Raw genomic sequence first — 21,655 nt, 5'->3', positions numbered from 1 at the left:
GCTCAGGCGCGGAACCGAGTAAGGAACTCCCTCGTGCGGGCTTCGCGCGGCTCGCGGAAGACCTGATCCGGCGGACCCTGCTCGATCACTCTCCCCTCGTCGAGGAACAGCACACGGTGGGCGACGTCCCGCGCGAACGCCATCTCGTGGGTCGCCATGAGGATCGTCGCGCCGTCTTCGGCGAGCTGACGGACGAGACTGAGCACCTCGCCGACGAGCTCCGGATCCAAGGCCGAGGTGATCTCGTCGAGCAGGAGGACCTCAGGGTCGGTCGCGATCGCCCGCGCGAGGGCGGCGCGCTGCTGCTGGCCGCCCGAAAGCCGGTCGGGATGCTCGTCGGCGAACGCACCGAGCCCGACACGTTCGAGCAGCGCGCGCCCCCGGTCATTGGCCTCCCGCCGCGGCATCCGTCGCACGACCCGCGACGCGAGGGTGACGTTCTGGAGCACCGTCAGGTGCGGGAAGAGGTTGTAGCTCTGAAAGACGGTGCCCAGCCGCGAGCGCACTCGATCGGCATCCACCCGCGGATCCGAGATGTCTTCCTCACCGAGCAGGATGCGTCCGTCGTCGATGCCCTCGAGCAGGTTCAGGCACCGCAGGAGCGTCGACTTCCCCGAGCCGCTCGCACCGATGACGGCGACCACCTCGTGTGGCGACAGCTCGAGCGAGACACCGCGAAGCACCGGGGCGCCGTCAAAGCTCTTCCACAGGCCCTCGGCCTGGAGCACCGCCGTCATAGCACCGACCCTGCCTGCTCGCGCCGCTGCAGTTTCGCGGTGTACCAGTCGGTCACCCGGATCGTCGGGATCGCCAGCAGCACGAACAGGATGCCGGCCACGATGTAGGGCGTGAAGTTGTAGGTCAGCGAGACCTCCGACCGGGCGGCGGCGACGGCATCCACCGCCCCCAGGATCGAGATCAATCCGACATCCTTCTGCATGGAGATGAAGTCGTTCATGAGGGGCGGCGTCATCTTGCGCAGCGCCTGGGGCAGCACGACATGCCGCAGCGTCTGGGTGTGGCCCAGCCCGAGGGCGCGGGCAGCCAGACGCTGCGACGGATGCACGGCTTCGATGCCGGCGCGGATGACCTCGGCGACGTAGGCCGAGTACGTCAGCGTGACCGCCACGACGCCGAGCACCACCGGGGGGATGCGCTGGTCGAGGATCGTGGGGATCCCGTAGCCAACGAGGTAGAGCACGATGATGAAGGGGAACCCACGGAACAGGTCGGTGTAGCCGGCGGCAAGCACCCGCAGTGGAAAGAACACCGGCCCGCGCAGCGTCCGCAGCACAGCGACGGCCAGGGCGACCACGCTGACCGTGATGACCGAGAGGCCCAACACCTGCAGGTTCAGGAGGAACCCGTCCCACACCTTCGGGAGCGACTCGATCGCGATCCGCGGGTCGAAGAACGACTGCTGCACCGCCGCCCACCCGGGGGTCTGGATGACCGTCACCCACACGATCGCGGCGAACACCACGGTCGAGACGATCGCCAGAAGGACCGATCGCTGGGACTGCCGACGCCGGTAGGCGCGGCGGTCGAGCTCGAGGGCGCTGGGCGGGGGCGGCGCGGCCGCTGCCGAGGCGGAGGTGGGAGAGGTCACTGCAGGATCGGAACGCCCTGCTCGGCATCCAGCCACCGGTCGGTGATCTCCTGCAGCGTGCCATCGGCGCGCAGCTCGTCGATCGCCTCCGAGACCGCAGCCGTCAGCGGCGAGTCCTTCGCGAGCACGACGCCCCATTCATCCGCGATCCCGCCCAGGGGCAGCTGGCCGACGATGAACGAGTCCTCGATGTACTGGGACGTCGCCAGGAACGCGGTCGGTAGGTCGATCACGAAGGCGTCGATCTGTCCCGCGCTGAGGGCGGCGACGGCATCCTCGTTCGAGGAGTACAGCTGGGGCGCGGTATCGGGGTCAACGACCGCATCGATCGTCTGCGCGCTCGTTGAGCCTGACATCGCCCCGAACACGAGCGGTTTCAGGCCCGCAATGTCGGTGATCCCTTCCGCGGGTCCTCCCTCGAGCGCAACGACGGCCTGCGCGGCGGAATAGTACGGCGACGAGAAGTCGACGGCCTGCTTGCGCTCGTCCGTGATCGTGTACTGCTGGATGTTGAAGTCGAAGTCCTTCGGTCCCGGTGCGATCGCCGATTCGAAGCTCGTCCGCACCCACTCCACGTCATCTGCGGTGAACCCGAGCTTGTCGGCGATCGCGTACGCAAGCGCGGCCTCGAAGCCCTCGCCCGATGCGGGGTCGTCGCCGATCACGTACGGTTCGTACGCTGTCTGACCGGTGGCGATGGTCAGCTTGCCGGGTGTGACATATCCGGCGTCCGTCGAGTCGGCGGGCGCGTCAGCGCTCGCGCAACCGGCGAGTGCCAGCGCCGAGACCGCGACGGCGGCGATAAGGGGAATGGCTCGAGATACACGAACAGGACGGGACACGGGGCCTCCAAGGGTGCAGGTCGGCGCACGGGTGCTGTGGCGCGCCGTGCATCCATCATCCGTCGCGCGGACCCCGGTACCCAACTCCGCGGCGCATTCTTACGGAAGGGTTCATCGGCTCGGGCGTGCCGCTAATCGAAGTCGGCGGCGATGCCGTTGCGGTGATACTCGAAGATGAGGCTCGTACGGGTCGACGCGACGCTGTGCCGGGCCGAGAGGTGATCGACGACGAAACGTCGCACTGCTGAGGAGTCCTCGACCGCGATGTGCACGAGGAAGTCGTCGGCACCGCCAAGGAAGAAGACCTGCATCACCTCGGGCACACGCCGCACCTCCTCGGTGAACGCACGGATGCTCTCCTGGCGCGCACCGGGCCGCAGCGTCACCCCGATCACCGCTTGCAGCCCTCGACCGAGAGCTCGCTGATCGAGAGCGGCATGGAACCCCGCGATGACCCCGCGCTCTATGAGTGCACGCACGCGCGCGTGCACCGTGGACGGAGCCAGCCCGATCGCATCCGCCAGGGCAGCGTTCGTCATCCGACCGTCAGCGGACAGGAGCGCAACGATGCGCTCATCAATCGGATCAAGCTCGGTTTCCATGACGAATATTGTTCGTCGTGAACGCCGATTCTCAAAACATCCGTCGGATCACAGCAGGAAAATACCCGCATGCAGCATGAACTTCTTCGGCGCGAAACACAGGCAACAGAAGATCATGCGATTCTCTCTTTCGACGGCGAGCTGTGTGGCCGCGCTCAATGACGAACGGAGAGATTCATGCGCATCGGCGTTCCCACCGAGATCAAGAACAACGAGAACCGCGTCGCGATGACCCCCGCGGCTGTGGACACCCTCGTCCGCCGCGGACACACCGTGACGGTTCAATCGGGCGCTGGCCTGGGAAGCGCATTCACGGATGAGGCGTACGTTGCGGCGGGCGCACGAATCGCCGACACCGCCGAGGAGACCTGGGGCGGCGCCGAACTCGTCGTCAAGGTCAAGGAGCCCATCGCACCCGAGTACGCACTGCTCCGCGACAACCTGACACTCTTCACCTATCTGCACCTGGCGGCCGATCGACCGTTGACCGACGCGCTCATGAACGCCGGAACGACGGCGGTGGCCTACGAGACGGTGCAGACGGTCGACCGCGCACTTCCGCTGCTGGCACCCATGAGCGAAGTCGCGGGTCGACTCTCCATCACCGTTGGCGCACACGCACTCATGAGTCCGTCCGGCGGGCGCGGGATGCTCTTGGGCGGCGTGCCCGGCACGCCCAAGGCGAAGGTCGTCGTGATCGGGGGCGGCGTCGCCGGCGAGCACGCCACCGCGAACGCGTTGGGCCTGGGCGCGAACGTCACGGTGATCGACATCTCGTTGCACAAGCTCCGCGCCCTCGAGGCACGCTTCGGCGGGGCGATCCAGACGCGCGCGTCTACGCGCTACGAGATCGCCGAGCAGCTCGCCGACGCCGACCTCGTCATCGGCTCGGTCCTGATCCCGGGTGCCGCAGCACCCAAGCTCGTCACCGATGAGATGGTGGCCGCGATGAAGCCCGGTTCTGTGCTCGTGGACATCGCCATCGACCAGGGCGGATGCTTCGAAGGGTCACACCCGACCACCCACGACAACCCCACCTTCCCCGTCCACCAGTCGCTCTACTACTGCGTCGCCAACATGCCGGGCGCCGCTCCGCACACGTCGACTCGCGCCCTGGGCAATGCGACCCTGCCCTACATCACAGCCATCGCCGACAAGGGCTGGGATGCAGCATCCGAAAGCGATCCCGCGCTCGCGCGCGGACTCAACGTGCGCGATGGCGTCGTGGTCAACGAGGGAGTGCGCGCCGCCTTCGGAATGTGAGTGGCCGGAATGTGAGTGGCGTCGCGCGTTCGAACACGATCGCCCAAGAGCGGGGCGCCCGATCGTACGGAGCTGCCTCACCCGCCCCGAGACTCTGCGCGATCGGCGGCAGAACCGGCCGCCCCGGCCGCTGCCAATGCGTCGAGGTACATCTCCATTTGGATCCCGAAGACCTCCTCGTAGGTGACCGATGCCAGCTCTGCCTTGACCGCTTCTGCGTAGGGGTACCGGGAGGGGTCCTTCGGCGCGTACACCTGGATCCACCCCTCCCCCGTTTCCCGCGAGTCGGCTGCACTCAGTCTGGCGCCCTGGGCTCCCGCCGAACCCAGCACAAGGTTCGTGTACACGTGGTACTGCACCACAGCATCCCGCCCCGTGACGCCAGCCTGGTGAATTGCTCTCAGAACCCATTCGACCGCGCGTAACTCGTTGCTGCCGTTCGAGACGAGCGTCAGCGAGATGGCTGCAGCGGCGGGATGAGCGATCGCGGTGTGCCAGGCACGCCACCCGAGATCCTCCAGATCTCGGCGCCAGTCATCGGTCGGCACGTAGCCGTCGATCGAGATCCCGTCGAGGTGGTTCGCCAGCGCGCGCAGGATGTCGTTCCGGCTTGCGAAATGCCGATAGACGGCGGTCGGTGAAGCCTTGAGCTCCTGGCCCAGACGCGCGAAAGTCAGCGCCGACTCGCCCTCCCGGTCGGTGAGTCTGAGCGCAGCCGCAACGATCTCCTCCTGGGAGATCGATCCTCGTTTGCGCCGCACGCGCGCCGCTTCACTCACTATCCGCCTCTTCCACTCGCCCTCGAACATACCCGAGGGCATCCGTCGTCAACGTGTGCGACACCGTTTTAGTGAACATGATTGACTATCGCACTAACTATCGCCAGAACCCAAGGAATCGCAAGTCCACGGTTTCTCACGGCGGACGGCGCTGCGACGCGCGCATCCCGACGTCGGCAGGACCAGCCACTCCATCCACGCGCGAAGGCGGCGCATCTCAAAGGTGTCGGACGGGTGGAATACCCTCTAGGGGTATATCCGTTGCTGTCAGTACCGCATTCAGCGACGCAGGGAGTGACGACACATGAGCGATCCGCACCGCCCTCACGAGCAGGCACCGACGACGGCCGAGCCGCACCGCGGCACCGAGACTCACCCGACACACGCCGCCGCTCCCGGACACGGCGACCCTTCGGGGCACGGTGCTCACGCGGGACACGGCGATCCCGCAGGACACGGAGGCCATCCAGGGCACAGCGGTCACGCGGGACACAGCGACCACGTCGGCCAGTTCCGCCGCCTGTTCTGGGTAAACCTTGTCATCGCGGTCCCGGTGGTGGTGTTCTCGCCGATGTTCGCGATGATCCTGGGGTACACCGTGCCGGACTGGGCGCTGTGGGTCGCCCCCGCCGTCGGCACCGTCATGTACGTGTGGGGCGGTTGGCCGTTCCTCACCGGAGCCGTCTCGGAACTGCGCTCGCGCGCTCCCGGGATGATGCTGCTGATCGGCCTCGCGATCACCGTCGCCTTCCTCGCGTCGTGGGGTGCGACCCTCGGCATCCTGGACCACCGGCTCGAATTCTGGTGGGAGCTGGCGCTCCTGATCGTCATCATGCTGCTCGGCCACTGGATCGAGATGCGTTCGCTTGCGCACACGACATCAGCGCTCGATTCCCTCGCGGCCCTCCTCCCCGATGAAGCCGAACGCGTCGACGGTGACCGGATCGCGACCGTCTCCCCCGCAGACCTGCGCGTCGGCGACGTCGTCATCGTGCGCCCCGGGGCCAGCGTGCCCGCTGACGGAACGGTGATCGACGGACGAGCCGAGGTGGATGAGTCGATGGTGACGGGCGAATCCCGCCCCGTCTCGCGCGGCATCGGTGACACCGTGACGGCAGGCACGGTCGCCGTCGACTCGGGCCTGCGCATTGAGGTCACTGCGACTGGCGACGACACGGCACTCGCCGGCATCCAGCGCCTGGTCACCGACGCGCAGAACTCGTCGTCGCGCGCGCAGCGACTCGCCGACCGCGCCGCCGCATTGTTGTTCTGGTTCGCGCTCGGCTCCGCCGTGATCACCGCAGTGGTCTGGACCCTGCTCGGCGACCCCGACTCGGCCGTCATCCGTGCCATCACCGTGCTCGTGATCGCGTGCCCCCACGCCCTGGGTCTCGCGATCCCCCTCGTCGTCTCGATCGCAACCGAGCGGGCGGCGCGGGCAGGGGTGCTCGTCAAGGACCGCCTGGCCCTCGAGAGCATGCGGACGGTCGACGCCGTACTGTTCGACAAGACCGGGACCCTCACCGAGGGCACGCCCGCCGTGACGGGAGTCGCAGCGGTCGGCGCACTGGGTGAGGACGAGGTGCTCGCTCTGGCGGCAGCCGCGGAGTATGCGAGCGAGCATCCACTGGCGAAAGCCATCGTGCGCGCCGCGAGCGAACGAAGCCTGCGCATCCCGTCCGCGAGCGGTTTCTCGTCCTCCCCCGCGGTCGGGGTCAGCGCAACGGTCGACGGTCACGACGTACGCGTCGGTGGGCCACGGATGCTCGACGAGCTCGGAGCGACCGAGATCGATGCCGCCGGATCGTGGCGGGAAGAGGGCGCGATCATCCTCCACGTCGCTCGCGACGGGCACGTCATCGGCGGCCTGAAGCTCGCCGACCGAGTGCGCCCCGAGTCCCGTGACGCGGTAGACGCGTTGCACAAGCTGGGCATCACGGTCGTCATGATCACGGGGGATGCCGAGAGCGTCGCCGCATCCGTTGCCGAAGATCTCGATATCGACCGCTGGTTCGCCGGCGTGCGCCCCGAAGACAAGGCCGCGAAGGTCCGCGAACTGCAGGCCGAGGGAATGCGGGTCGCAATGGTCGGCGACGGCGTCAACGACGCCCCCGCTCTCGCGCAGGCCGACGTCGGGATCGCGATCGGCGCGGGAACGGATGTCGCGATCGCCTCGGCCGGGGTGATCCTCGCGACCTCCGACCCACGCTCCGTGCTCTCGGTCATCGAGCTCTCGCGCCGCACCTACCGCAAGATGACGCAGAACCTGTGGTGGGCGGGCGGCTACAACCTCATCTCGGTTCCGCTGGCCGCCGGCATCCTCGCCCCCATCGGATTCATCCTGCCGATGTCGGTCGGCGCGATCCTGATGTCGCTGTCGACCGTTGTCGTCGCCCTCAACGCCCAGCTCCTGCGACGCATCGACCTCGACCCCGCCGCAGTGGTTCGAGCGGTTCTGGGCCGGTAGCTACCGGGGGCGATTCAGCGCAACGCGCGCCGGTACCGATTCCGCGCGATCAGCTGAGCTACCCGCAGCAGGGGGTACGCGAGCCGCCAGAATCCTCGGCTGGCGGGCGCGGTGAGGGAGCGGATGGTGAGGAAGACATCCTCACCATCGCGATAGACGATGAACGCCTCCTCGCCACGAACGGGATGTCCAGGAAGGGTTCGGTAAGAGAATCCGACGAGGTCGCGCTGTCGCACCACTGCCACGACTTCGACCGGCTCGTCGACCGTGAAGAACGCAACCCGCGCCCGAATTGTGAGGCGCTGCCCCGGCTCGACCTCTCGGTCGGCGCCGACAGTGAACCCGCTGCGGGTCTTCACCCGCCAGCGCAAGACGTCTGCACTCGCACGGTCCCACGTCGAGGCGCCGGACCCGATCCACGTGGCGGTCTCGAACGCTCGGTACGGGCGCGTATCTCCCGGATTCCAGTCGCGCTCTTCGAGCTTCGTCGACGGCTGCACAGTCCGATCCTCCCCCACTTCGTCCGCCTCGTCGGTGGGAACCGGGGAGGTCCCCACCGACGAGTGCGGCTCAGTCGCCCTTCACGTTCACGAGCTGACGCAGCGTGTGCCGGACGGTGACGAGGTCTTCGGCATCGGTCATGACGCGATCGATCGGCTTGTAGGCCTGAGGGATCTCGTCGATGACGGCGTCAGTGTCGCGGTACTCGATGCCCGCCATCGCTTCACGCAGCTGCTCATGCGTGAAGGTCTTGCGCGCCGCCGATCTCGAGTACTCCCGCCCCGCCCGGCATGCCCTCGACCAGGTACGCGAGATCCGGATGCGGCAACTCGATCCGCCCCTGCGTCGCGAGCCGAAGGGCGTGATGAGCATGTGGTGCCCCTGGAGAGACTCGAACTCCCAACCGTTTCCTTAGGACGGAACTGCTCTTCCATTGAGCTACAGAGGCTGGCCGGTCCAGTTTAGGCGGACGCGCCTGGATCCAGGACATCGCTCTGTCCTGGATGCCATATGCCAGATCCTCAACATGGGAATCCCCTGGGTATGACGCTTGTGCGGTTGCGGCCCTCGCCAACTCTCGGAATCGTGGCTGGTCCAAAGACCGCAACGGAAGGAGAGCACGAATGCTCACCATGACCGACACCGCGGCTGAGGCCGTCAAGACGATCGTCGCCCGCGTGCCGCAGGCTGCTGACGGCGGTCTTCGCATCCGGGATGCTGGCGCCGAGACCGGCTTCGAGCTCAGCGTGGCACCCGCGCCCGAGCCCGACGACACGGTCGTCGTGACCGAGGGCGCACGCGTGTTCCTCGACACGGCCGCGTCGCTGGCGCTCAACGATCGCGTCCTGGACGCGCAGCTGGAGCAGGACGGCACCGTCCGCTTCGCGCTGGCAGCGCAGGGCTGATCCCCAGTCGAGAACGGTCCCCCGATGGCTCCGGCCGTCGGGGGACCTTTTCGTGTCGCCGGGCATCCAGCCGGACGATCCAATCGACGGATGCTGGACTGCACGGCTCCTCTGTTGGCCCGAGTTTTCGCGGTTCGCCGGGCGGTGCGGACCAGTGCCGACGAAGTGGCTCTGGGCTGCGGCATCCGTGACGGGATGACATGGGCGGTGGAAAGGAGCCACCGTGACCTTCGTCATCCTCGCCCTGCTCATCGCGACCATCGCCGTCAGCGCGATCGCCGCCGCACGTGCCGTCGCGCGCGACGGGTACGGGCGGCAGCGGGATGTCGCGTCCTACGACTCGCGTCGCCCGGTCCCCTGATCACGTGCCGATCCCCGGCGCGGACGATCGGGAACGTCACACCTCGTCGCGGATCCGCACCACGACCTTGCCGAGTGCCCGGCCGCTGCCGTGGTACTCCAGCGCCTCCCGCGTCCGCGCAAGCTCGTACTCGGCATCGATCGGCACCTGGATCTCGCCGGCGGCGCACCGGGCCGCGAGCGGCTCGAACCGCGCGGGCCCGGTCGGCACGGCGAGCATGCCCAGTCGGGCGCCGCTGACCAGACCGACGAGCGCGCCGACGGTCAGCATCCGTATCAGGACGCGGGTCGTGCCGCCGACGACAAAGCACCGTCCGCCTGGGGCGAGCGCCCGCCGGTAGGCGAACACCGATCGGTAGGCGACGAGGTCGATCACGAGGTCGTAGGGTCCGGTGCGGGTGAAGTCCTGCTCGCGGTAGTCGATGGTCTCGTCGGCGCCCATCCGCCTCATGATCTCGAGCTTCCCGGCGTTGTCGACCCCGGTGACCTGCACCCCGGCGGCTTTCGCGAGCTGAAGCAGGAACGCCCCCGACCCGCCACCCGCTCCGTTGACGAGCAGGCGGGAACCCGGGCGGGCCTTGGTCATCGCCTCGACGGCGATCTCCCCGGACTGTGGGATCGCCGCAGCCTGGGCGAAGCTCAGCTGCGCCGGCTTCCGAGCGAGCGCTATCTCCGGAGCGACGGCATACTCGGCGAAGCCTCCCTTTCTCTCGAGGATGTCGCCGTACACCTCATCGCCGATGGCGAAGCGCGATACGCCGGACCCGAGCGCGACGACGGTGCCCGCGATGTCGGACCCGAGGATGCGCCGTGCGGGTCTAGTCAGCCCGCCGACGCGCGCGTAGAAGGGGTCGCCGCGCAGCGTCTCCCAGTCGCTCAGGTTGACGGAGGTTGCCACGAGCCGCACCAGCACCTCGCCCGCGGCGGGCCGTGGCATGGGGACCTGCTCGATCCGGAGGTTCGAGGGCGGCCCGTACGCGTTATACACGACGGCGCGCATCGTGGCCGGCAGCGCCGCGATGTGTTCGGGATCGCTCACGGCGCCAGCTTAGGGATGTCAGCGGAAGTCGCGCGAGCGGTGCTGTACCCCGACCCGCAGATCCTCGAACCGGTCGGCGAGCACGTTCGTCACCCCCTCGGGCGAGCGTTCCAGCATCCCGCGCACGATCAGCGCCGGGCAGTCGCGCACGATACGCCGGTACCGGTTCCACACCCCGACCGAGCAGATGACGTTGACGACGCCGTGCTCGTCTTCGAGATTGAGGAAGGTGATACCGGATGCCGTCGCCGGCCGCTGCCGGTGCGTCACGAGTCCCGCGACCTCGATGCGCCGCCCCGTGTCGTGGCTGCGCAGCTCACGGGAGGTGAGCACGCCCCGCGCATCGAGCGGGGCTCGGTAGTGCGTGAGCGGGTGGTCGTCGGTCGAGATGCCCGTCGCCCACAGGTCGGCGGCGAGGATGTCGTAGCTCGTCGGATCGGTGAACAGCGGCGGCTGCACCGAGACGAGGGAGTCCGGTAGGTACTCGGCGCGGTCCTGGGCGGCGGACCCCGCGAGCCACACCCCCTCCCGGCGGCTGATGCCGAGGGACTCGAACGCTCCCGCGGTCGACAGCGCCTCGAGCTGCGCCTCGGTCACGCCGGTGCGGCGGACCAGGTCGCGCAGATCGCGGAAGGGTCCGTGGGCCTCGCGCTCGGCGACGATCCGCTCCGCGGTCTGCTGGCCGATGCCCTTGACGCCCGCAAGGCCCAGCCGCACGACGAATCCGCCGTCGCGCCGGTGCGCTGCCGACTCGTCGGGCGCGTCGGGATCGAACGGCCCCACGGGCGGCTGGATGCGCTGCGCACACGCATCCATACCCGTCGGCATCCCCCTCCCCCGAGCCGGGCCCCCCGCTGGCTCCCCCAACTCCCGACCCGGCGCGCACTGCCCGCACTGCCCGCACTGCCCGCACTGCCCGCACTGCCCGCACTGCCCGCACTGCGGCCAGGATTCGCACAACGACGGACCACTCACCCCGCATCCGTCCGTGGTTGTGCAGATACCTGCGGTTGTGCGAGGCATGGCCGGGGCGGATGGCATGGATGCAGCGCGCGGCCTGCACTGCCCGCACTGCCTGCACTGCGGCCAGGATCCACACAACGACGGACCAGTCACCCCGCATCCGTCCGTGGTTGTGCAGATATCTGTGGTTACGCGAGGCGTCGAGGGGGCGGGTGGGGCGGATGCCGCGGGTGGGGCGACTGGTTCGAGGCGGGGCCACACGCCCGAGGCGTGGAGGTCGGGGCGGCGGACCTGGACGCCGTGGCGGCGGGCATCCGAGACGAGGGTCGCTGGCGAGTAGAACCCCATGGGCTGAGCCCGCAGCAATCCCGCCAGGAACGCGGCGGGATAGTGCAGTTTGATCCACGAGCTCGCGTAGACGAGCAGCCCGAACGAGAGCGAGTGCGACTCGGCGAACCCGAAGTTCGCGAAGGCCTGGATCTTCGCGTAGATCGCATCGGCATCCTCCCCCACGAGGCCGTTGCGAGCCATGCCCTCGTAGAGCTTCTCGCGCAGCGACTCGATCCGCTCGAGCCCGCGTTTGGAGCCCATCGCGCGGCGCAGCAGGTCGGCATCCTCGGGGGTGCAGTCGCCGATCGCGACCGCCATCTGCATGAGCTGCTCCTGGAACACCGGCACCCCGAGGGTGCGCTCCAAGACGGGCTCGAGCTTGGGATGCGGGTAGGTCACGGGCTCGTACCCGAGTTTGCGGCGCACGAACGGATGCACCGCACCACCCTGGATCGGCCCGGGACGGATGAGGGCGATCTCGATCACGAGGTCGTAGAACCGCCGCGGCTGCAGACGCGGCAGCAGCCCCATCTGCGCGCGGGACTCGACCTGGAATACCCCGATCGAGTCGGCGCGGCACAGCATGTCGTACACCGCCGCCTCCTCCTTCGGCAGCGTGGCAAGCTCCCACTGCTCCCCCGTCGCCTCGCGGATCATGTCGAAGCAGTACTGCAGCGCCGCGAGCATCCCCAGGCCCAGCAGGTCGAACTTCACGAGGCCCATCCAGGCCGCGTCGTCCTTGTCCCACTGGATGACGGTGCGGTTCTCCATGCGCGCGTGCTCGATCGGCACGACCTCGCCGACGGGCCGTTCGGTGAGGACCATGCCGCCCGAATGGATGCCGAGATGCCGCGGCGCCTTCAGCAGCTCGCCGGCGTAGGCGATGACCTGGTCCGGGATGTCATGCTCCGGGCCGCTCTCAAGGCTCGCGCCCTCCCCACGCCCACTCCCCGCATCGCTTGCGCGCTGCGGCGAGCCTCCGGGCGCGTGGGCCCACCTCTCGACCTGCTTGGACCAGGCATCCTGCTGCCCGGGCGAGAAGCCCAGCGCCTTGGCCATGTCGCGCACCGCGTTCTTGGGGCGGTACTGGATGACGTTCGCGACCTGCGCGGCCCGGTCCCGGCCGTAGGTCGCGTAGACCCACTGGATGATCTCTTCGCGCCGGTCGGAGTCGAAGTCGACGTCGATGTCGGGCTCTTCGTCGCGCAGGCTCGAGAGGAACCGCTCGAACGGCAGGTCGAAGGCGATCGCATCGACCGCGGTGATGTCGAGCAGGTAGCAGATGGCGCTGTTGGCCGCCGACCCTCGCCCCTGACACAGGATGCCGCGCCGCCGCGCCTCCTGCACGATGCCGTGCACGATGAGGAAGTATCCGGGGAAGTCCTTCATCTCGATGACGCCGAGCTCCCGCTCGATGCGGTCCCGATCCTTCGGCGCCAAGTTGGGGTATTTGCGCGGCACGGCCTGCCACACGAGGTGCCGCAGCCACGACATCGGCGTGTGCCCCTCGGGCACGGGGAGCTTCGGCAGGGCAGGTTTCGCGCGGCGCAGCGGGAAGGCGAGCTCGTCGGCGAGGGCGACGGTGTTGGCGACGGCGCCGGGGTAGCGGGCGAAGCGCTCGGCCATCTCTGCCCCCGAACGCAGGTGCGCCCCGGCGTGCGCGGGCAGCCACCCGTCGAGCTCGTCGAGTCCCCGGTTCGCGCGTACCGCCGCGACCGCCGCCGCCAGTTGCGCGCGCTCGGGAGCGGCGTAGTGGACGTTGTTGGTCGCCAGCATCGGCAGCCCCCGATCAGCGGCGAGCGCGGCGAGGATGTCGTTGTCGCGACTGTCGAGCGGGCCCCCGTGGTCGATGAGCTCGACGTGCACGGCATCCTGCCCGAACAGGGCGACCAGCCCATCCAGGGCATCGGCGGCGGCATCCGGACCCCCCTCGGCGAGCGCACGGCGCACGGCGCCCTTGCGGCATCCGGTGAGCACCGCCCATTCCGAACGGCCACGGATGCCGGTGAGCCCGTCGAGCCGCTCGTCGCCGCGTGCGAAGGCCGCGAGCTGCTCGAGGTCGTAATGCGGGCGTCCTTTCTCTGCCCCCTGGAGCTGGGCGCGGGTCAGCGCCGAGGCGAGCCGGTGATACCCCTCCTCCCCGCGGGCGAGCACGAGCAGGTGCGTGCCGACCGGGTCGGGCTCGCCGTTCTGGGGCGTGGGCAGCTCGAGCGAGAGCTCGGCGCCGAACACCGTCTGCAGCTGCAGCTGCTCGGCGGCCTCGGCGAACCGCACGATGCCGTAGAAACCGTCGTGGTCGGTGATCGCGAGTGCGTGCAGGCCGAGCCGCTCGGCCTCTTCGGCAAGGTCCTCGGGCGAGGAGGCCCCGTCGAGGAACGAGAACGACGAGTGCGCATGCAGCTCGGCATACGGCACGGTCTCGGCGGGGCGCTCGATCGGCGGGGCGACGTACGGCCCGCGCTTGTGCGACCACGCGGGACTGTCACCGCCGTCCCCGGCGGCGGGCTTCGGACGACGGCGATCGCTGAGCAGCCGTTCCATCTCGGACCACGGCACTGACGGGTTGTTGAACCCCATCAGTCGTACCGCCCCTCGGCGTGCCATGAGCCCTGTTCGCACACCAGGAGCCACGCGGTCTGGTCGGCATCCACGACCTGGAACCGGTGCGCACGCCGCGCCCGCCGGGCATCCCACCCGCGTTCGATCACGGGCCAGGGCCCGGCCCATGCCGTCACGGCGCGGCGGCGGCCGGTCTCGATCATGAGCATCGGCGTTCCGGTGAGGGCCCCCCGCTCGTCGACCGAGACGGTGACCCCGGATGCCGACACGACCTCAACGGCGACCGGATCGGCGAACACCGTGGCCGGCAGCGGATCGGGCAGGCTCCCCGGCCAGGGACGGGCCCGCTCGGCGGCGAGCGCCCGCTGATCCCGCGGCAGACGGTCGCCCCACGGCACCCACACCTGCCGCTCGGCGAGCCAGCGCCCTCCCCCGAGCGCGGGCGTCACGACGCCGCGGTGCCCGAGCATCGCCTGCACGCGCGAGAGGGCGTGGTGTACCCGTTCCTCGGGTCCGGTGCCGAAGATCGCGGGGGCGTGATGGGATGCCGCATCCACGGCCTCGGGCGAGATCCGTACGAGCCCGACCCCGGTGACGAGGTTCTCGGCATCCTCTGCCAGCTGCCAGCGCACCCGGTCGACGATCGCGGCGGCATCGAACGATCCCGGATGCAGCCACACCCGCTCGCTGCGCTCACCCCGATCCCCGACCAGCTCGATGCGCACCTCGGTGCAGACCAGATCGATCGCCCCGAGCCCGGCGAGGAAGGCATCCGCGGTCTGGCGCACCCCGAACGCGACCTGCTCGGCAAGTTCCAGCGGCGGTTCGAACGCGATCTCGCGCGCCAGCTCGGGAGGGGGCACTCGGGGTTCGATGGCGCGGGAGTCGAGACCTCCCGCGAGCGCGTGCAGTCGCGTGCCCCGTTCCCCCAGCCGCTCACGCACGCGCTCTTCGGGCATCGCCGCGAACGCGCCGAGGGTCTGGATCCCCAGCCGCGCGAGCAGATCGACGATACCCGCGGCGGGGTCGGCGTCATCGAGGGCTGCGATCGACAGCGGCGCGAGGAACGCTGCAGCAGCCCCCTCGGGAACGACCCGCACGGGGTCGGCGGCAGAGGTCGCGACCCGGGCAGCCTGTTCGGCGGTGAAGGGTCCGTCGGCGACGCCGATCCGCACGTCGGGCAGGCCGAGGTGCCGCATCCGTTCGAGCAGCACGTGCGCCGCCGCCGACTCTCCGCCGTAGTACCGGGCTGGTCCCCGCGCGCGCAGGGCACACAGCCCCGGCCGCACGACCTGAACCCCGGGAGCGCGCTCCTCGAGGTGGGCCACGACCGGGGAGAACGCCCGATGATCGCGTACCGGGTCGGCCGGAACGATCGTCAGCGACGGACATCGCGCCTGCGCATCACGGCGCCGCAGTCCCCGCCTCACCCCTTCGGCACGCGCCGTGGCCGAGCACGCGACGACGAGGTTCTTCTCGATCACCGCGACCGGGGCTGCGGGATCGAGCGGATGCGGGCCGTCGCGGGTGAGGGCGATGACCGGCCAGTCCGGCATCCACACCACGAGGCTTCTCGTTGCAGACTCGGCAGGCATCTCACCCTGCTTCCCGCACGGACAGGGCCTCCCGCACGGGCAGGGCCTCCCGCGCCGACAGTGCCTCACGCGCCGAAAAGTCATCTCGCCGGACGGCCGGAACCCCGGGCGCGGATCCGGCCCCGACCGCGGGCGCCGCCGCCGGGACATCGACCACTCCGCCGGGGGCCGGCAGCAGCATCCGTCCCCGCCGCGGCGTCGACAGCCGCCGGCTGGTCACGGTCACGGTCACCTCCCGTGCGTCGAGGTATCCGTGCCCGCGGCCGAGTCCGCCCCACCCCGGAGCGCTCACCGACAGGGTCGCCTCGGCCTGCGGCCAGGATCCCTGCACGAGCAGCACTCCGTCGCGGTCGCGCAGGCGGGCGGCGAACCGGGCCGCCTCGGCATCCGCGACCCTCCCCGGCGGACGCACCGCCACGACCGGCAGCACCTCGGCGACGGTCGCCGTGACCGCGAGCCACCGCGACCCCGGATCGGGGATCATCACGAGCCGCGACAACTCGACACCCAGCCGTTCGGCAGCCTCGGCCCCCAGGTGGGGCATCCCCACGACCCCGCACCACGACCCGGCCCGGGAGGGCGGGGCCAGCAGCGCGAGCAGCAGCGAGACGGATGCCGACCCCGGCGCGAGGGTGTACACCGAACCCGGCCGCAACCCGCCGCCCGGAAGCAGCCGCGCCAACGCCGGGAAGGCGGGGAGCGCGGGAGCGTCGAGCGATCGCCCCTGCACCTGCTCGACTTTCGCGCGGAGGCGATGCACCTCGGCCAGCCGGTCGCGGACCGCGGCGGTGGTCTCCGCGCGCTGTGCTCCCATGATCGCCCTCACTCCCACAGGCTAGAACGCATGTTCGAATGCGTCAATCCGTGAGAGCACCCTACGGCCCGCTTCCGACATCCGCTCAACCCTGATCAATGGGCCTTCGGAGAGGCCTCGCGGGGTCTTTCGTCACAGAAACGCGCCAACCCCGCAGGAATCCCCGGGAATCATCCGAAGTTGGGGCATTTCTGCGGAGATGACGCGAGAATCGTCTTTATCTTCGAGAGAGACCCGAGCGCACCCCGGTGACCGACGAGTCAGGTCACGAGGTCAGCGGTCGTGGCGATCCGCGCGAAGCCGCCACCCTGCAGCACGAGCGCGGTGCCGGCCATGAGCTCGTCAGCCGTGCGCCGCACGACCCCCAGCCCCGGGATCTGCTCCTCGAGATCGAACGTGCGCGTCGCATCCAGCACGACGGTCACGTCGTACCCGAGGTTGCCTCCCATGCGCGCTGTCGTCTCGACGCACATGTTGGTCTGGATGCCGCACAGCATGAGCTCGCCGATGCCCCGCTCCTGCAACCAGGCGTGCAGATCGGGGTCGCCGTAGAACGCGGAGTTCACGTTCTTGGTCACGAGCACCGCGGCATCCGCGCCCGCCACGGCATCCACGAGCGCGTTGCCCGGGTGCGACGGATGCAGCGGCGAATCCGGATGCCGCGAGTCGTGCCGCACGACCACGACAGGCTCCCCCGCCTGGGCGAACGCGTCGATCAGCCGTGCGACATTCGCCTCACACGCCGGATTGGTCGTCGGACCCCAGAACGCGAGGTCGTCGAACCCCCGCTGCATGTCGATCACCACGAGTGCGCGCGTCATGCCCCCATCCCATCACGCCGCATCGACATCCACGCCATGCACAGAGGTTCTGGCGGGGATCGGCGGGTGCTCGACCGCCACAGCACCCCGCCGCCGCGGCACCACCGCGCCCAGCACGATCCCGGTGAGCACGAGCACGAGCCCCGTGATCTGCGCGAGACCGAACGCCTCCCCTGCGATGAGCACGCCGAGCGCGACCCCCGTGACGGGGTTGAGCAGCCCGACAAGCCCCACGGTCGCGGCGGGCAGGCGCCGCAGGCCGGCGAACCACACGGTGAAGGCAAGCGCTGTGGACACGAGCGAGAGGTAGGCGAACCCGACGAGCGAGGTCGGGGTCAGCGCGGGAGGCGGACCGTCCACGATGAGCGCGACGGGCAGCAGCATGAGGCCACCCATCGTCAACTGCCACGACGCCATCGTGAGTCCCGGAATCTCGTTGCCCCACCGCCCCGTCAGCACGAACCCGAGCGAGGAGGAGATCATCCCCGCGAACGCGGCGACGAGCCCCCAGCCGTCGACCGGCTCCCCGCCGATACCGACCAGGAGCGCGACCCCGACGAGCCCGACACCCGCCCCGACGGCGGCGAGCACGCGGGGGCGCTGGCGGCGCAGCATCCACGCCAGCAGCATCATGGCGGCAGCCGACGCCGACATCACGGTCGCCGCAACGCTCGAGGGCAGGCGCTGGCCGGCGATGTAGACGAGCACGAAGAAGCCGCCGACGTTGAGGATGCCGAGCACGGCGGCGCGCCACCACCACGCCCCGTGCGGGAGGCGGCGTGAGATCAGCAGCAGGATCAGGCCCGCGGGCAGCGCGCGAAACAGCGCACCCCACAGCGGCGCGTCGACGGGCAGGAACTGCCGTGTCACGAAGTACGTGCTCCCCCAGGCGATCGGAGCGATCGCGGTCAGCAGGATCCACCTCAGAGATTTACCTTCCACGGAAGCTATCAATGCCTTCCGTGGAAGATTTATTCCGATACCGTGAATCCATGGATGCCGCCCCCGACCGCGTCGCGCAGATCCAGGCCGCCTGGCGGCGCGAACGACCCGACATCGATCCGTTCCCGCAAGGCGTGATCGGGCGCCTGCACCGCATCGGCCTGCTGCTGGACGCACGCCTCGACCAGGTGTATGCGAGCTTCGGTCTGAGCTCCGCGGAGTTCGACATCCTCGCGACCCTGCGCCGCGCCGGCGCCCCCTACCAGCGCCGCGCGGGAGAGCTCGCCGACCACACCATGGTCACCAGCGGCGGCCTCACCAAACGCGTCGACCGTCTGATCGCGCGCGGACTGGTCGAGCGCCGACCCGAGGCATCCGATGCCCGCGGCAGACTCATCGGGCTCACGGATGCCGGACTCGCCCTCATCGACGACGCGTTCACCGCGCACATGGCTGGCGAGCACCGGATCATCGCCGAGCTCGGACCGGATGCCGACATCCTCGAGCCGATCCTTCGCCGCTGGCTCGGCATCCTCGAGCCTGCCTCAGACTGAGGAGGAGATCTCAGGCAGCCAGCGCGAGATACGGCTCCCACGCGGGATCGGTTCGGTCGGTTCCGCGCACGGTCCACTGTGCCCCGCGTGGCGCACCCGGGGTGATCCGCAGCTCCCAGCCCATCTCCTGCGGCGTACGGTCGCTCTTGAGGTTGTTGCACTTCAGGCAGCACGCCACAAGGTTTTCCCACGAGTCGGCACCGCCACGCGAGCGAGGCAGGATGTGATCGATCGTGGATGCCGATCTGCCGCAGTATCCACACCGGTGAGCGTCGCGGCGCAAGACGCCGCGACGGGTGACGGGAATCGTGCGGCCCCCGGGGACGCGCACGTAGCGACTGAGCAGGATGACCGCGGGGCGATCGTGAGCGCCATCGGTGCCCCAGACCGGATCCCCGGAGATGTGTTCGATGACGGTGGCCTTGTCGTTCATGACGAGCACGAGTGCTCGCTTGAACGACACGACGGCCAGCGGTTCATATCCTGCGTTCAACACCAGAGTGCGCATGTTCATCCTCACGAACGGCCCGAGACGGCTTCACGGTTATTCGACGTTCGACGTGGTCAGATCGCGCAAGGCATGAAAAAAGGCGCTGTCTCTACAGACAGCGCCCTGGAACCACAGCACAGCTGCGGTGTCCGAGAACATGATGCCGAAGGACGAGGCGCCCCAGTGCAACCGTGGTTCGGCTGCGCGGTGTGCTGCCCATCGGACTCTCTCCCGTTCTCTTACACGTCGGGACCAGGCTAATGCACCTCATGGTGCCCTCAGCCCAAGAACGGTGAACGGACAGTGGCGTGTCGAGGAACGGGCCGAACTCAGCCGGCGTTGGCCTGCAACCAGGCCATCGGGTCAACGAGCGCGCCGCCGACGCGTACCTCGAAGTGCAGGTGGGTCGTCGTCGCCGAGCCGGTCCGTCCCATCTGACCGATCATCTGACCGGCCGAGACAGTCTGTCCGGCGCTGACGGTACGGCTTCCCCAGATCATGTGCGCGTAGAGCGTCGTGACGACCTGACCGCCGATGACCGAGTCGATCACCACGGCATTGCCATATCCGCCGAGACCGTCCTGCGCAACGCGGACGACGCCATCGGCGGCCGCGAAGATCGGCGTACCGCCGGCGTTGAGCATGTCGAGCCCGTTGTGGTTCGGGCGGGTCGGGGTGCGGAACCCGTTGATCGACCAGTCACTGTGGAAGCTCGAGACCGGCCAGCGAACGGCGCCGGAGCCGGGAGCGACCATGTTGATATCCACGGAGGAGGACCCTCCGCCGCTGGAGGCGAGGGATGCCGCGGCGCGCGCAGCCGCCGCCGCGGCCTCTTCGGCCTTCTTCTTCGCGATCTCTTCGGGCGTCGTCGCCGAGTAGCTTTCTCGATCCAGTTCGCTGGTCGCCGCGTCGGACGCAACGACCAGGGACTGGGCGTCGCCCTCGGCGACCTGCTGCAAAGTGACCGATGCTTCGGGCGTCTGGAACGCGCCGTATGCCGGCAAAGCGACAGTGGCCACGAGCCCGCCGACGATCGCGAGCGTCGCCACGTTGCGTACGGGACCCCGGGGACTCGTCTTGGGCTTGCGGACGGCCGGGCGGGCGACGGATGCGGCAGGCGCAGGCTTCGTCACGTCCCCACGACGGATGCGGGCAAGACGCGAGGTCTTTCTGGTGGCCGCGGTCGGGTCGTCCGCCGCGGTCGCATCGTTCTTCTCAGCCAAGTAAGTCCTCCGGCGCCTCTGCGCCGGAGCGCCGGCTCGTCACGTTTCGGTGCGAAGCTGCGCTCCGCTCGATCACGGGTGTCACCGTTCGAATGACGAGCCGCGAGGCAATTCGATCGGGGTCCGAGGTTGTGCTGGACTCACCCGGACTGTACGAGGCTACCGGAAGGTAACGAACATGTCACGCCGAGGACGTGTCGGATGGCCTCCGCGCAGGCCTGGGGAGGAGCCGACGAGCCACCGTCACGCGCGGTCGTCAACGAGGAAAATGTGCCCGGCGACTTCGACCGGCAGCTCAAGCCCCTCGTCTACGCCGTCCATCTGGACGAGCACATACCCCTCGTTGTAGCGGTAGCTGCCGTGAGCTCCCGGAAGGACCCCGGCGCCCTTCAGCTGCTGCAGCAGCTCGGGGTCGACCTGGGCGGGTTCGGCGAGTCGGCGGATCGTCCCCGTGATCGGCTCTCCGGCGGCGTCGAGCTTGCGAACGAGTCCCACCACCCCGGACTCGAAGGTCAGCGCCGGTATGTCGCCCAACTGATCCAGTCCCGGGATGGGATTTCCGTACGGCGACTCGGTCGGGTGATCGAGCAGTTCGACGAGTCGGCGCTCAACCTGCTCGCTCATGACGTGCTCCCAGCGGCAGGCCTCGTCGTGGACGTATGCCCAATCGAGTCCGATGACATCGGAGAGCAGCCGCTCGGCAAGGCGGTGCTTGCGCATGACGTCGATGGCCTTCTGGCGGCCCAGATCCGTCAGTTGGAGGCTTCGGTCCTCCGTGACGATCACGAGGCCGTCACGTTCCATCCGCCCCACCGTCTGAGACACCGTGGGACCGGAGTGCCCGAGTCGTTCGGAGATCCGCGCGCGCAGTGGCGTGATGTTCTCTTCTTCGAGTTCGAGGATGGTGCGGAGGTACATCTCCGTCGTGTCGATGAGATCGGTCATGCGGAATCCTCGTGTCTGCATCCTCGTGGGGCTAAGACGAGCCTAGCCTTTT

Annotated in this window: 20 protein-coding genes, 1 tRNA gene and 1 pseudogene; 5 read left to right on the top strand and 17 right to left on the bottom strand. The window is 69.1% G+C overall.

The window, feature by feature from the left end:
* Positions 1-2 precede the first annotated feature (2 nt).
* The 4 genes from ACSGC5_RS02930 to ACSGC5_RS02915 all read right to left on the bottom strand — a co-directional run bounded on the left by ACSGC5_RS02930 (position 3) and on the right by ACSGC5_RS02915 (position 3,053).
* Positions 3-737 (bottom strand): amino acid ABC transporter ATP-binding protein, encoded by a 735-nt coding sequence (locus tag ACSGC5_RS02930; RefSeq protein ID WP_434969112.1) that lies wholly within the window; start codon positions 735-737, stop codon positions 3-5.
* The gene (locus ACSGC5_RS02925; protein WP_434969111.1) at positions 734-1,609 is read right to left on the bottom strand and encodes an amino acid ABC transporter permease; all 876 of its coding nucleotides are present in this window, start codon (positions 1,607-1,609) and stop codon (positions 734-736) included. The genes ACSGC5_RS02930 and ACSGC5_RS02925 overlap by 4 nt, the downstream gene beginning before the upstream one ends.
* The gene (locus ACSGC5_RS02920; RefSeq protein ID WP_434969110.1) at positions 1,606-2,451 is read right to left on the bottom strand and encodes a transporter substrate-binding domain-containing protein; all 846 of its coding nucleotides are present in this window, start codon (positions 2,449-2,451) and stop codon (positions 1,606-1,608) included. Before ACSGC5_RS02920 ends, ACSGC5_RS02925 begins: the two co-directional genes overlap by 4 nt.
* 131 nt (positions 2,452-2,582) lie before the next feature.
* Positions 2,583-3,053 (bottom strand): Lrp/AsnC family transcriptional regulator, encoded by a 471-nt coding sequence (locus ACSGC5_RS02915; RefSeq protein ID WP_434969109.1) that lies wholly within the window; start codon positions 3,051-3,053, stop codon positions 2,583-2,585.
* Between the two features lie 177 nt (positions 3,054-3,230).
* Between ACSGC5_RS02915 and ald the strand changes: the two genes are divergently transcribed.
* Positions 3,231-4,316: an alanine dehydrogenase gene (ald, locus tag ACSGC5_RS02910; RefSeq protein WP_434969108.1), complete on the top strand. Its 1,086-nt coding sequence runs from the start codon at positions 3,231-3,233 to the stop codon at positions 4,314-4,316.
* Between the two features lie 77 nt (positions 4,317-4,393).
* On the opposite strand, the gene ACSGC5_RS02905 is transcribed toward ald, so the two are convergent.
* Entirely contained in the window at positions 4,394-5,095 is a 702-nt protein-coding gene (locus ACSGC5_RS02905) for a TetR/AcrR family transcriptional regulator (protein WP_434969107.1), read from the bottom strand.
* A gap of 304 nt (positions 5,096-5,399) precedes the next feature.
* Here ACSGC5_RS02905 and ACSGC5_RS02900 point away from each other — a divergent pair, with 304 nt between their 5' ends.
* Entirely contained in the window at positions 5,400-7,562 is a 2,163-nt protein-coding gene (locus ACSGC5_RS02900) for a heavy metal translocating P-type ATPase (protein ID WP_434969106.1), read from the top strand.
* A gap of 14 nt (positions 7,563-7,576) precedes the next feature.
* Here ACSGC5_RS02900 and ACSGC5_RS02895 read toward each other — a convergent pair whose 3' ends face one another.
* The 3 genes and pseudogenes from ACSGC5_RS02895 to ACSGC5_RS02885 form a co-directional block, all read right to left on the bottom strand.
* Positions 7,577-8,062, bottom strand: a complete 486-nt coding sequence (locus ACSGC5_RS02895; RefSeq protein ID WP_434969105.1) for a DUF1990 family protein — start codon at positions 8,060-8,062, stop codon at positions 7,577-7,579.
* Between the two features lie 70 nt (positions 8,063-8,132).
* Positions 8,133-8,348 (bottom strand): annotated as a pseudogene (locus ACSGC5_RS02890) (RtcB family protein); the annotation flags it as partial.
* 88 nt (positions 8,349-8,436) lie between these two features.
* A tRNA-Arg gene (locus tag ACSGC5_RS02885) sits at positions 8,437-8,511 on the bottom strand.
* A gap of 175 nt (positions 8,512-8,686) precedes the next feature.
* On the opposite strand from ACSGC5_RS02885, the gene ACSGC5_RS02880 reads away from it, so the two are divergent.
* Together ACSGC5_RS02880 and ACSGC5_RS02875 are read left to right on the top strand one after the other, a co-directional pair.
* The gene (locus ACSGC5_RS02880; RefSeq protein WP_195692006.1) at positions 8,687-8,968 is read left to right on the top strand and encodes a Fe-S cluster assembly protein HesB; all 282 of its coding nucleotides are present in this window, start codon (positions 8,687-8,689) and stop codon (positions 8,966-8,968) included.
* A 223-nt stretch (positions 8,969-9,191) separates the two neighbouring features.
* On the top strand, positions 9,192-9,329 hold the full coding sequence (locus ACSGC5_RS02875) for a hypothetical protein (protein WP_434969104.1): 138 nt from the start codon (positions 9,192-9,194) through the stop codon (positions 9,327-9,329).
* Positions 9,330-9,365: 36 nt separating this feature from the next.
* On the opposite strand, the gene ACSGC5_RS02870 is transcribed toward ACSGC5_RS02875, so the two are convergent.
* The 6 genes from ACSGC5_RS02870 to ACSGC5_RS02845 all read right to left on the bottom strand — a co-directional run bounded on the left by ACSGC5_RS02870 (position 9,366) and on the right by ACSGC5_RS02845 (position 18,391).
* Positions 9,366-10,367, bottom strand: a complete 1,002-nt coding sequence (locus tag ACSGC5_RS02870) for an NAD(P)-dependent alcohol dehydrogenase (RefSeq protein WP_434969103.1) — start codon at positions 10,365-10,367, stop codon at positions 9,366-9,368.
* Positions 10,368-10,385: 18 nt separating this feature from the next.
* Positions 10,386-14,237, bottom strand: coding sequence for an error-prone DNA polymerase (locus ACSGC5_RS02865; protein ID WP_434969150.1), 3,852 nt, complete (start codon positions 14,235-14,237; stop codon positions 10,386-10,388).
* Positions 14,237-15,814, bottom strand: a complete 1,578-nt coding sequence (locus ACSGC5_RS02860) for a DNA polymerase Y family protein (RefSeq protein WP_434969102.1) — start codon at positions 15,812-15,814, stop codon at positions 14,237-14,239. Before ACSGC5_RS02860 ends, ACSGC5_RS02865 begins: the two co-directional genes overlap by 1 nt.
* Before the next feature lies 1 nt (position 15,815).
* A complete protein-coding gene (locus ACSGC5_RS02855) occupies positions 15,816-16,640 on the bottom strand; it encodes a hypothetical protein (protein WP_434969101.1) in 825 nt (274 codons plus the stop codon).
* Positions 16,641-16,888: 248 nt separating this feature from the next.
* Positions 16,889-17,449: a cysteine hydrolase family protein gene (locus ACSGC5_RS02850; RefSeq protein ID WP_434969100.1), complete on the bottom strand. Its 561-nt coding sequence runs from the start codon at positions 17,447-17,449 to the stop codon at positions 16,889-16,891.
* Between the two features lie 12 nt (positions 17,450-17,461).
* Positions 17,462-18,391 carry an EamA family transporter gene (locus ACSGC5_RS02845; protein WP_434969099.1) on the bottom strand — a complete coding sequence of 310 codons (930 nt, stop codon included), beginning with the start codon at positions 18,389-18,391 and terminating at the stop codon, positions 17,462-17,464.
* Between the two features lie 50 nt (positions 18,392-18,441).
* Between ACSGC5_RS02845 and ACSGC5_RS02840 the strand changes: the two genes are divergently transcribed.
* Positions 18,442-18,945 carry a MarR family winged helix-turn-helix transcriptional regulator gene (locus ACSGC5_RS02840; protein WP_434969098.1) on the top strand — a complete coding sequence of 168 codons (504 nt, stop codon included), beginning with the start codon at positions 18,442-18,444 and terminating at the stop codon, positions 18,943-18,945.
* A 10-nt stretch (positions 18,946-18,955) separates the two neighbouring features.
* Here ACSGC5_RS02840 and ACSGC5_RS02835 read toward each other — a convergent pair whose 3' ends face one another.
* From ACSGC5_RS02835 to ACSGC5_RS02825, 3 genes are all read right to left on the bottom strand, one after another.
* A complete protein-coding gene (locus tag ACSGC5_RS02835) occupies positions 18,956-19,453 on the bottom strand; it encodes an HNH endonuclease (protein WP_434969097.1) in 498 nt (165 codons plus the stop codon).
* 311 nt (positions 19,454-19,764) lie between these two features.
* Positions 19,765-20,658 (bottom strand): M23 family metallopeptidase, encoded by an 894-nt coding sequence (locus tag ACSGC5_RS02830; protein ID WP_434969096.1) that lies wholly within the window; start codon positions 20,656-20,658, stop codon positions 19,765-19,767.
* Positions 20,659-20,901: 243 nt separating this feature from the next.
* A complete protein-coding gene (locus tag ACSGC5_RS02825) occupies positions 20,902-21,603 on the bottom strand; it encodes a metal-dependent transcriptional regulator (protein WP_434969095.1) in 702 nt (233 codons plus the stop codon).
* Positions 21,604-21,655 lie beyond the last annotated feature (52 nt).

Origin of the sequence: Microbacterium sp. bgisy207 (assembly GCF_965345035.1) — a bacterium.
GTDB lineage: Bacteria > Actinomycetota > Actinomycetes > Actinomycetales > Microbacteriaceae > Microbacterium.
Note: the sequence above shows the minus strand (reverse complement) of the source record. Positions and strands in the feature narration are given on the sequence as shown.

Bases quoted from the DNA above. Each gene is read 5' to 3' on its own strand.
- ACSGC5_RS02840 (WP_434969098.1), top strand. From the start codon at position 18,442: ATGGATGCCGCCCCCGACCGCGTCGCGCAGATCCAGGCCGCCTGGCGG.
- ACSGC5_RS02930 (WP_434969112.1), bottom strand. From the start codon at position 737: ATGACGGCGGTGCTCCAGGCCGAGGGCCTGTGGAAGAGCTTTGACGGC.
- ACSGC5_RS02880 (WP_195692006.1), top strand. From the start codon at position 8,687: ATGCTCACCATGACCGACACCGCGGCTGAGGCCGTCAAGACGATCGTC.
- ACSGC5_RS02835 (WP_434969097.1), bottom strand. From the start codon at position 19,453: ATGCGCACTCTGGTGTTGAACGCAGGATATGAACCGCTGGCCGTCGTG.
- ACSGC5_RS02915 (WP_434969109.1), bottom strand. From the start codon at position 3,053: ATGGAAACCGAGCTTGATCCGATTGATGAGCGCATCGTTGCGCTCCTG.
- ACSGC5_RS02850 (WP_434969100.1), bottom strand. From the start codon at position 17,449: ATGACGCGCGCACTCGTGGTGATCGACATGCAGCGGGGGTTCGACGAC.
- ACSGC5_RS02825 (WP_434969095.1), bottom strand. From the start codon at position 21,603: ATGACCGATCTCATCGACACGACGGAGATGTACCTCCGCACCATCCTC.
- ACSGC5_RS02900 (WP_434969106.1), top strand. From the start codon at position 5,400: ATGAGCGATCCGCACCGCCCTCACGAGCAGGCACCGACGACGGCCGAG.
- ACSGC5_RS02860 (WP_434969102.1), bottom strand. From the start codon at position 15,814: ATGCCTGCCGAGTCTGCAACGAGAAGCCTCGTGGTGTGGATGCCGGAC.
- ald (WP_434969108.1), top strand. From the start codon at position 3,231: ATGCGCATCGGCGTTCCCACCGAGATCAAGAACAACGAGAACCGCGTC.
- ACSGC5_RS02865 (WP_434969150.1), bottom strand. From the start codon at position 14,237: ATGGGGTTCAACAACCCGTCAGTGCCGTGGTCCGAGATGGAACGGCTG.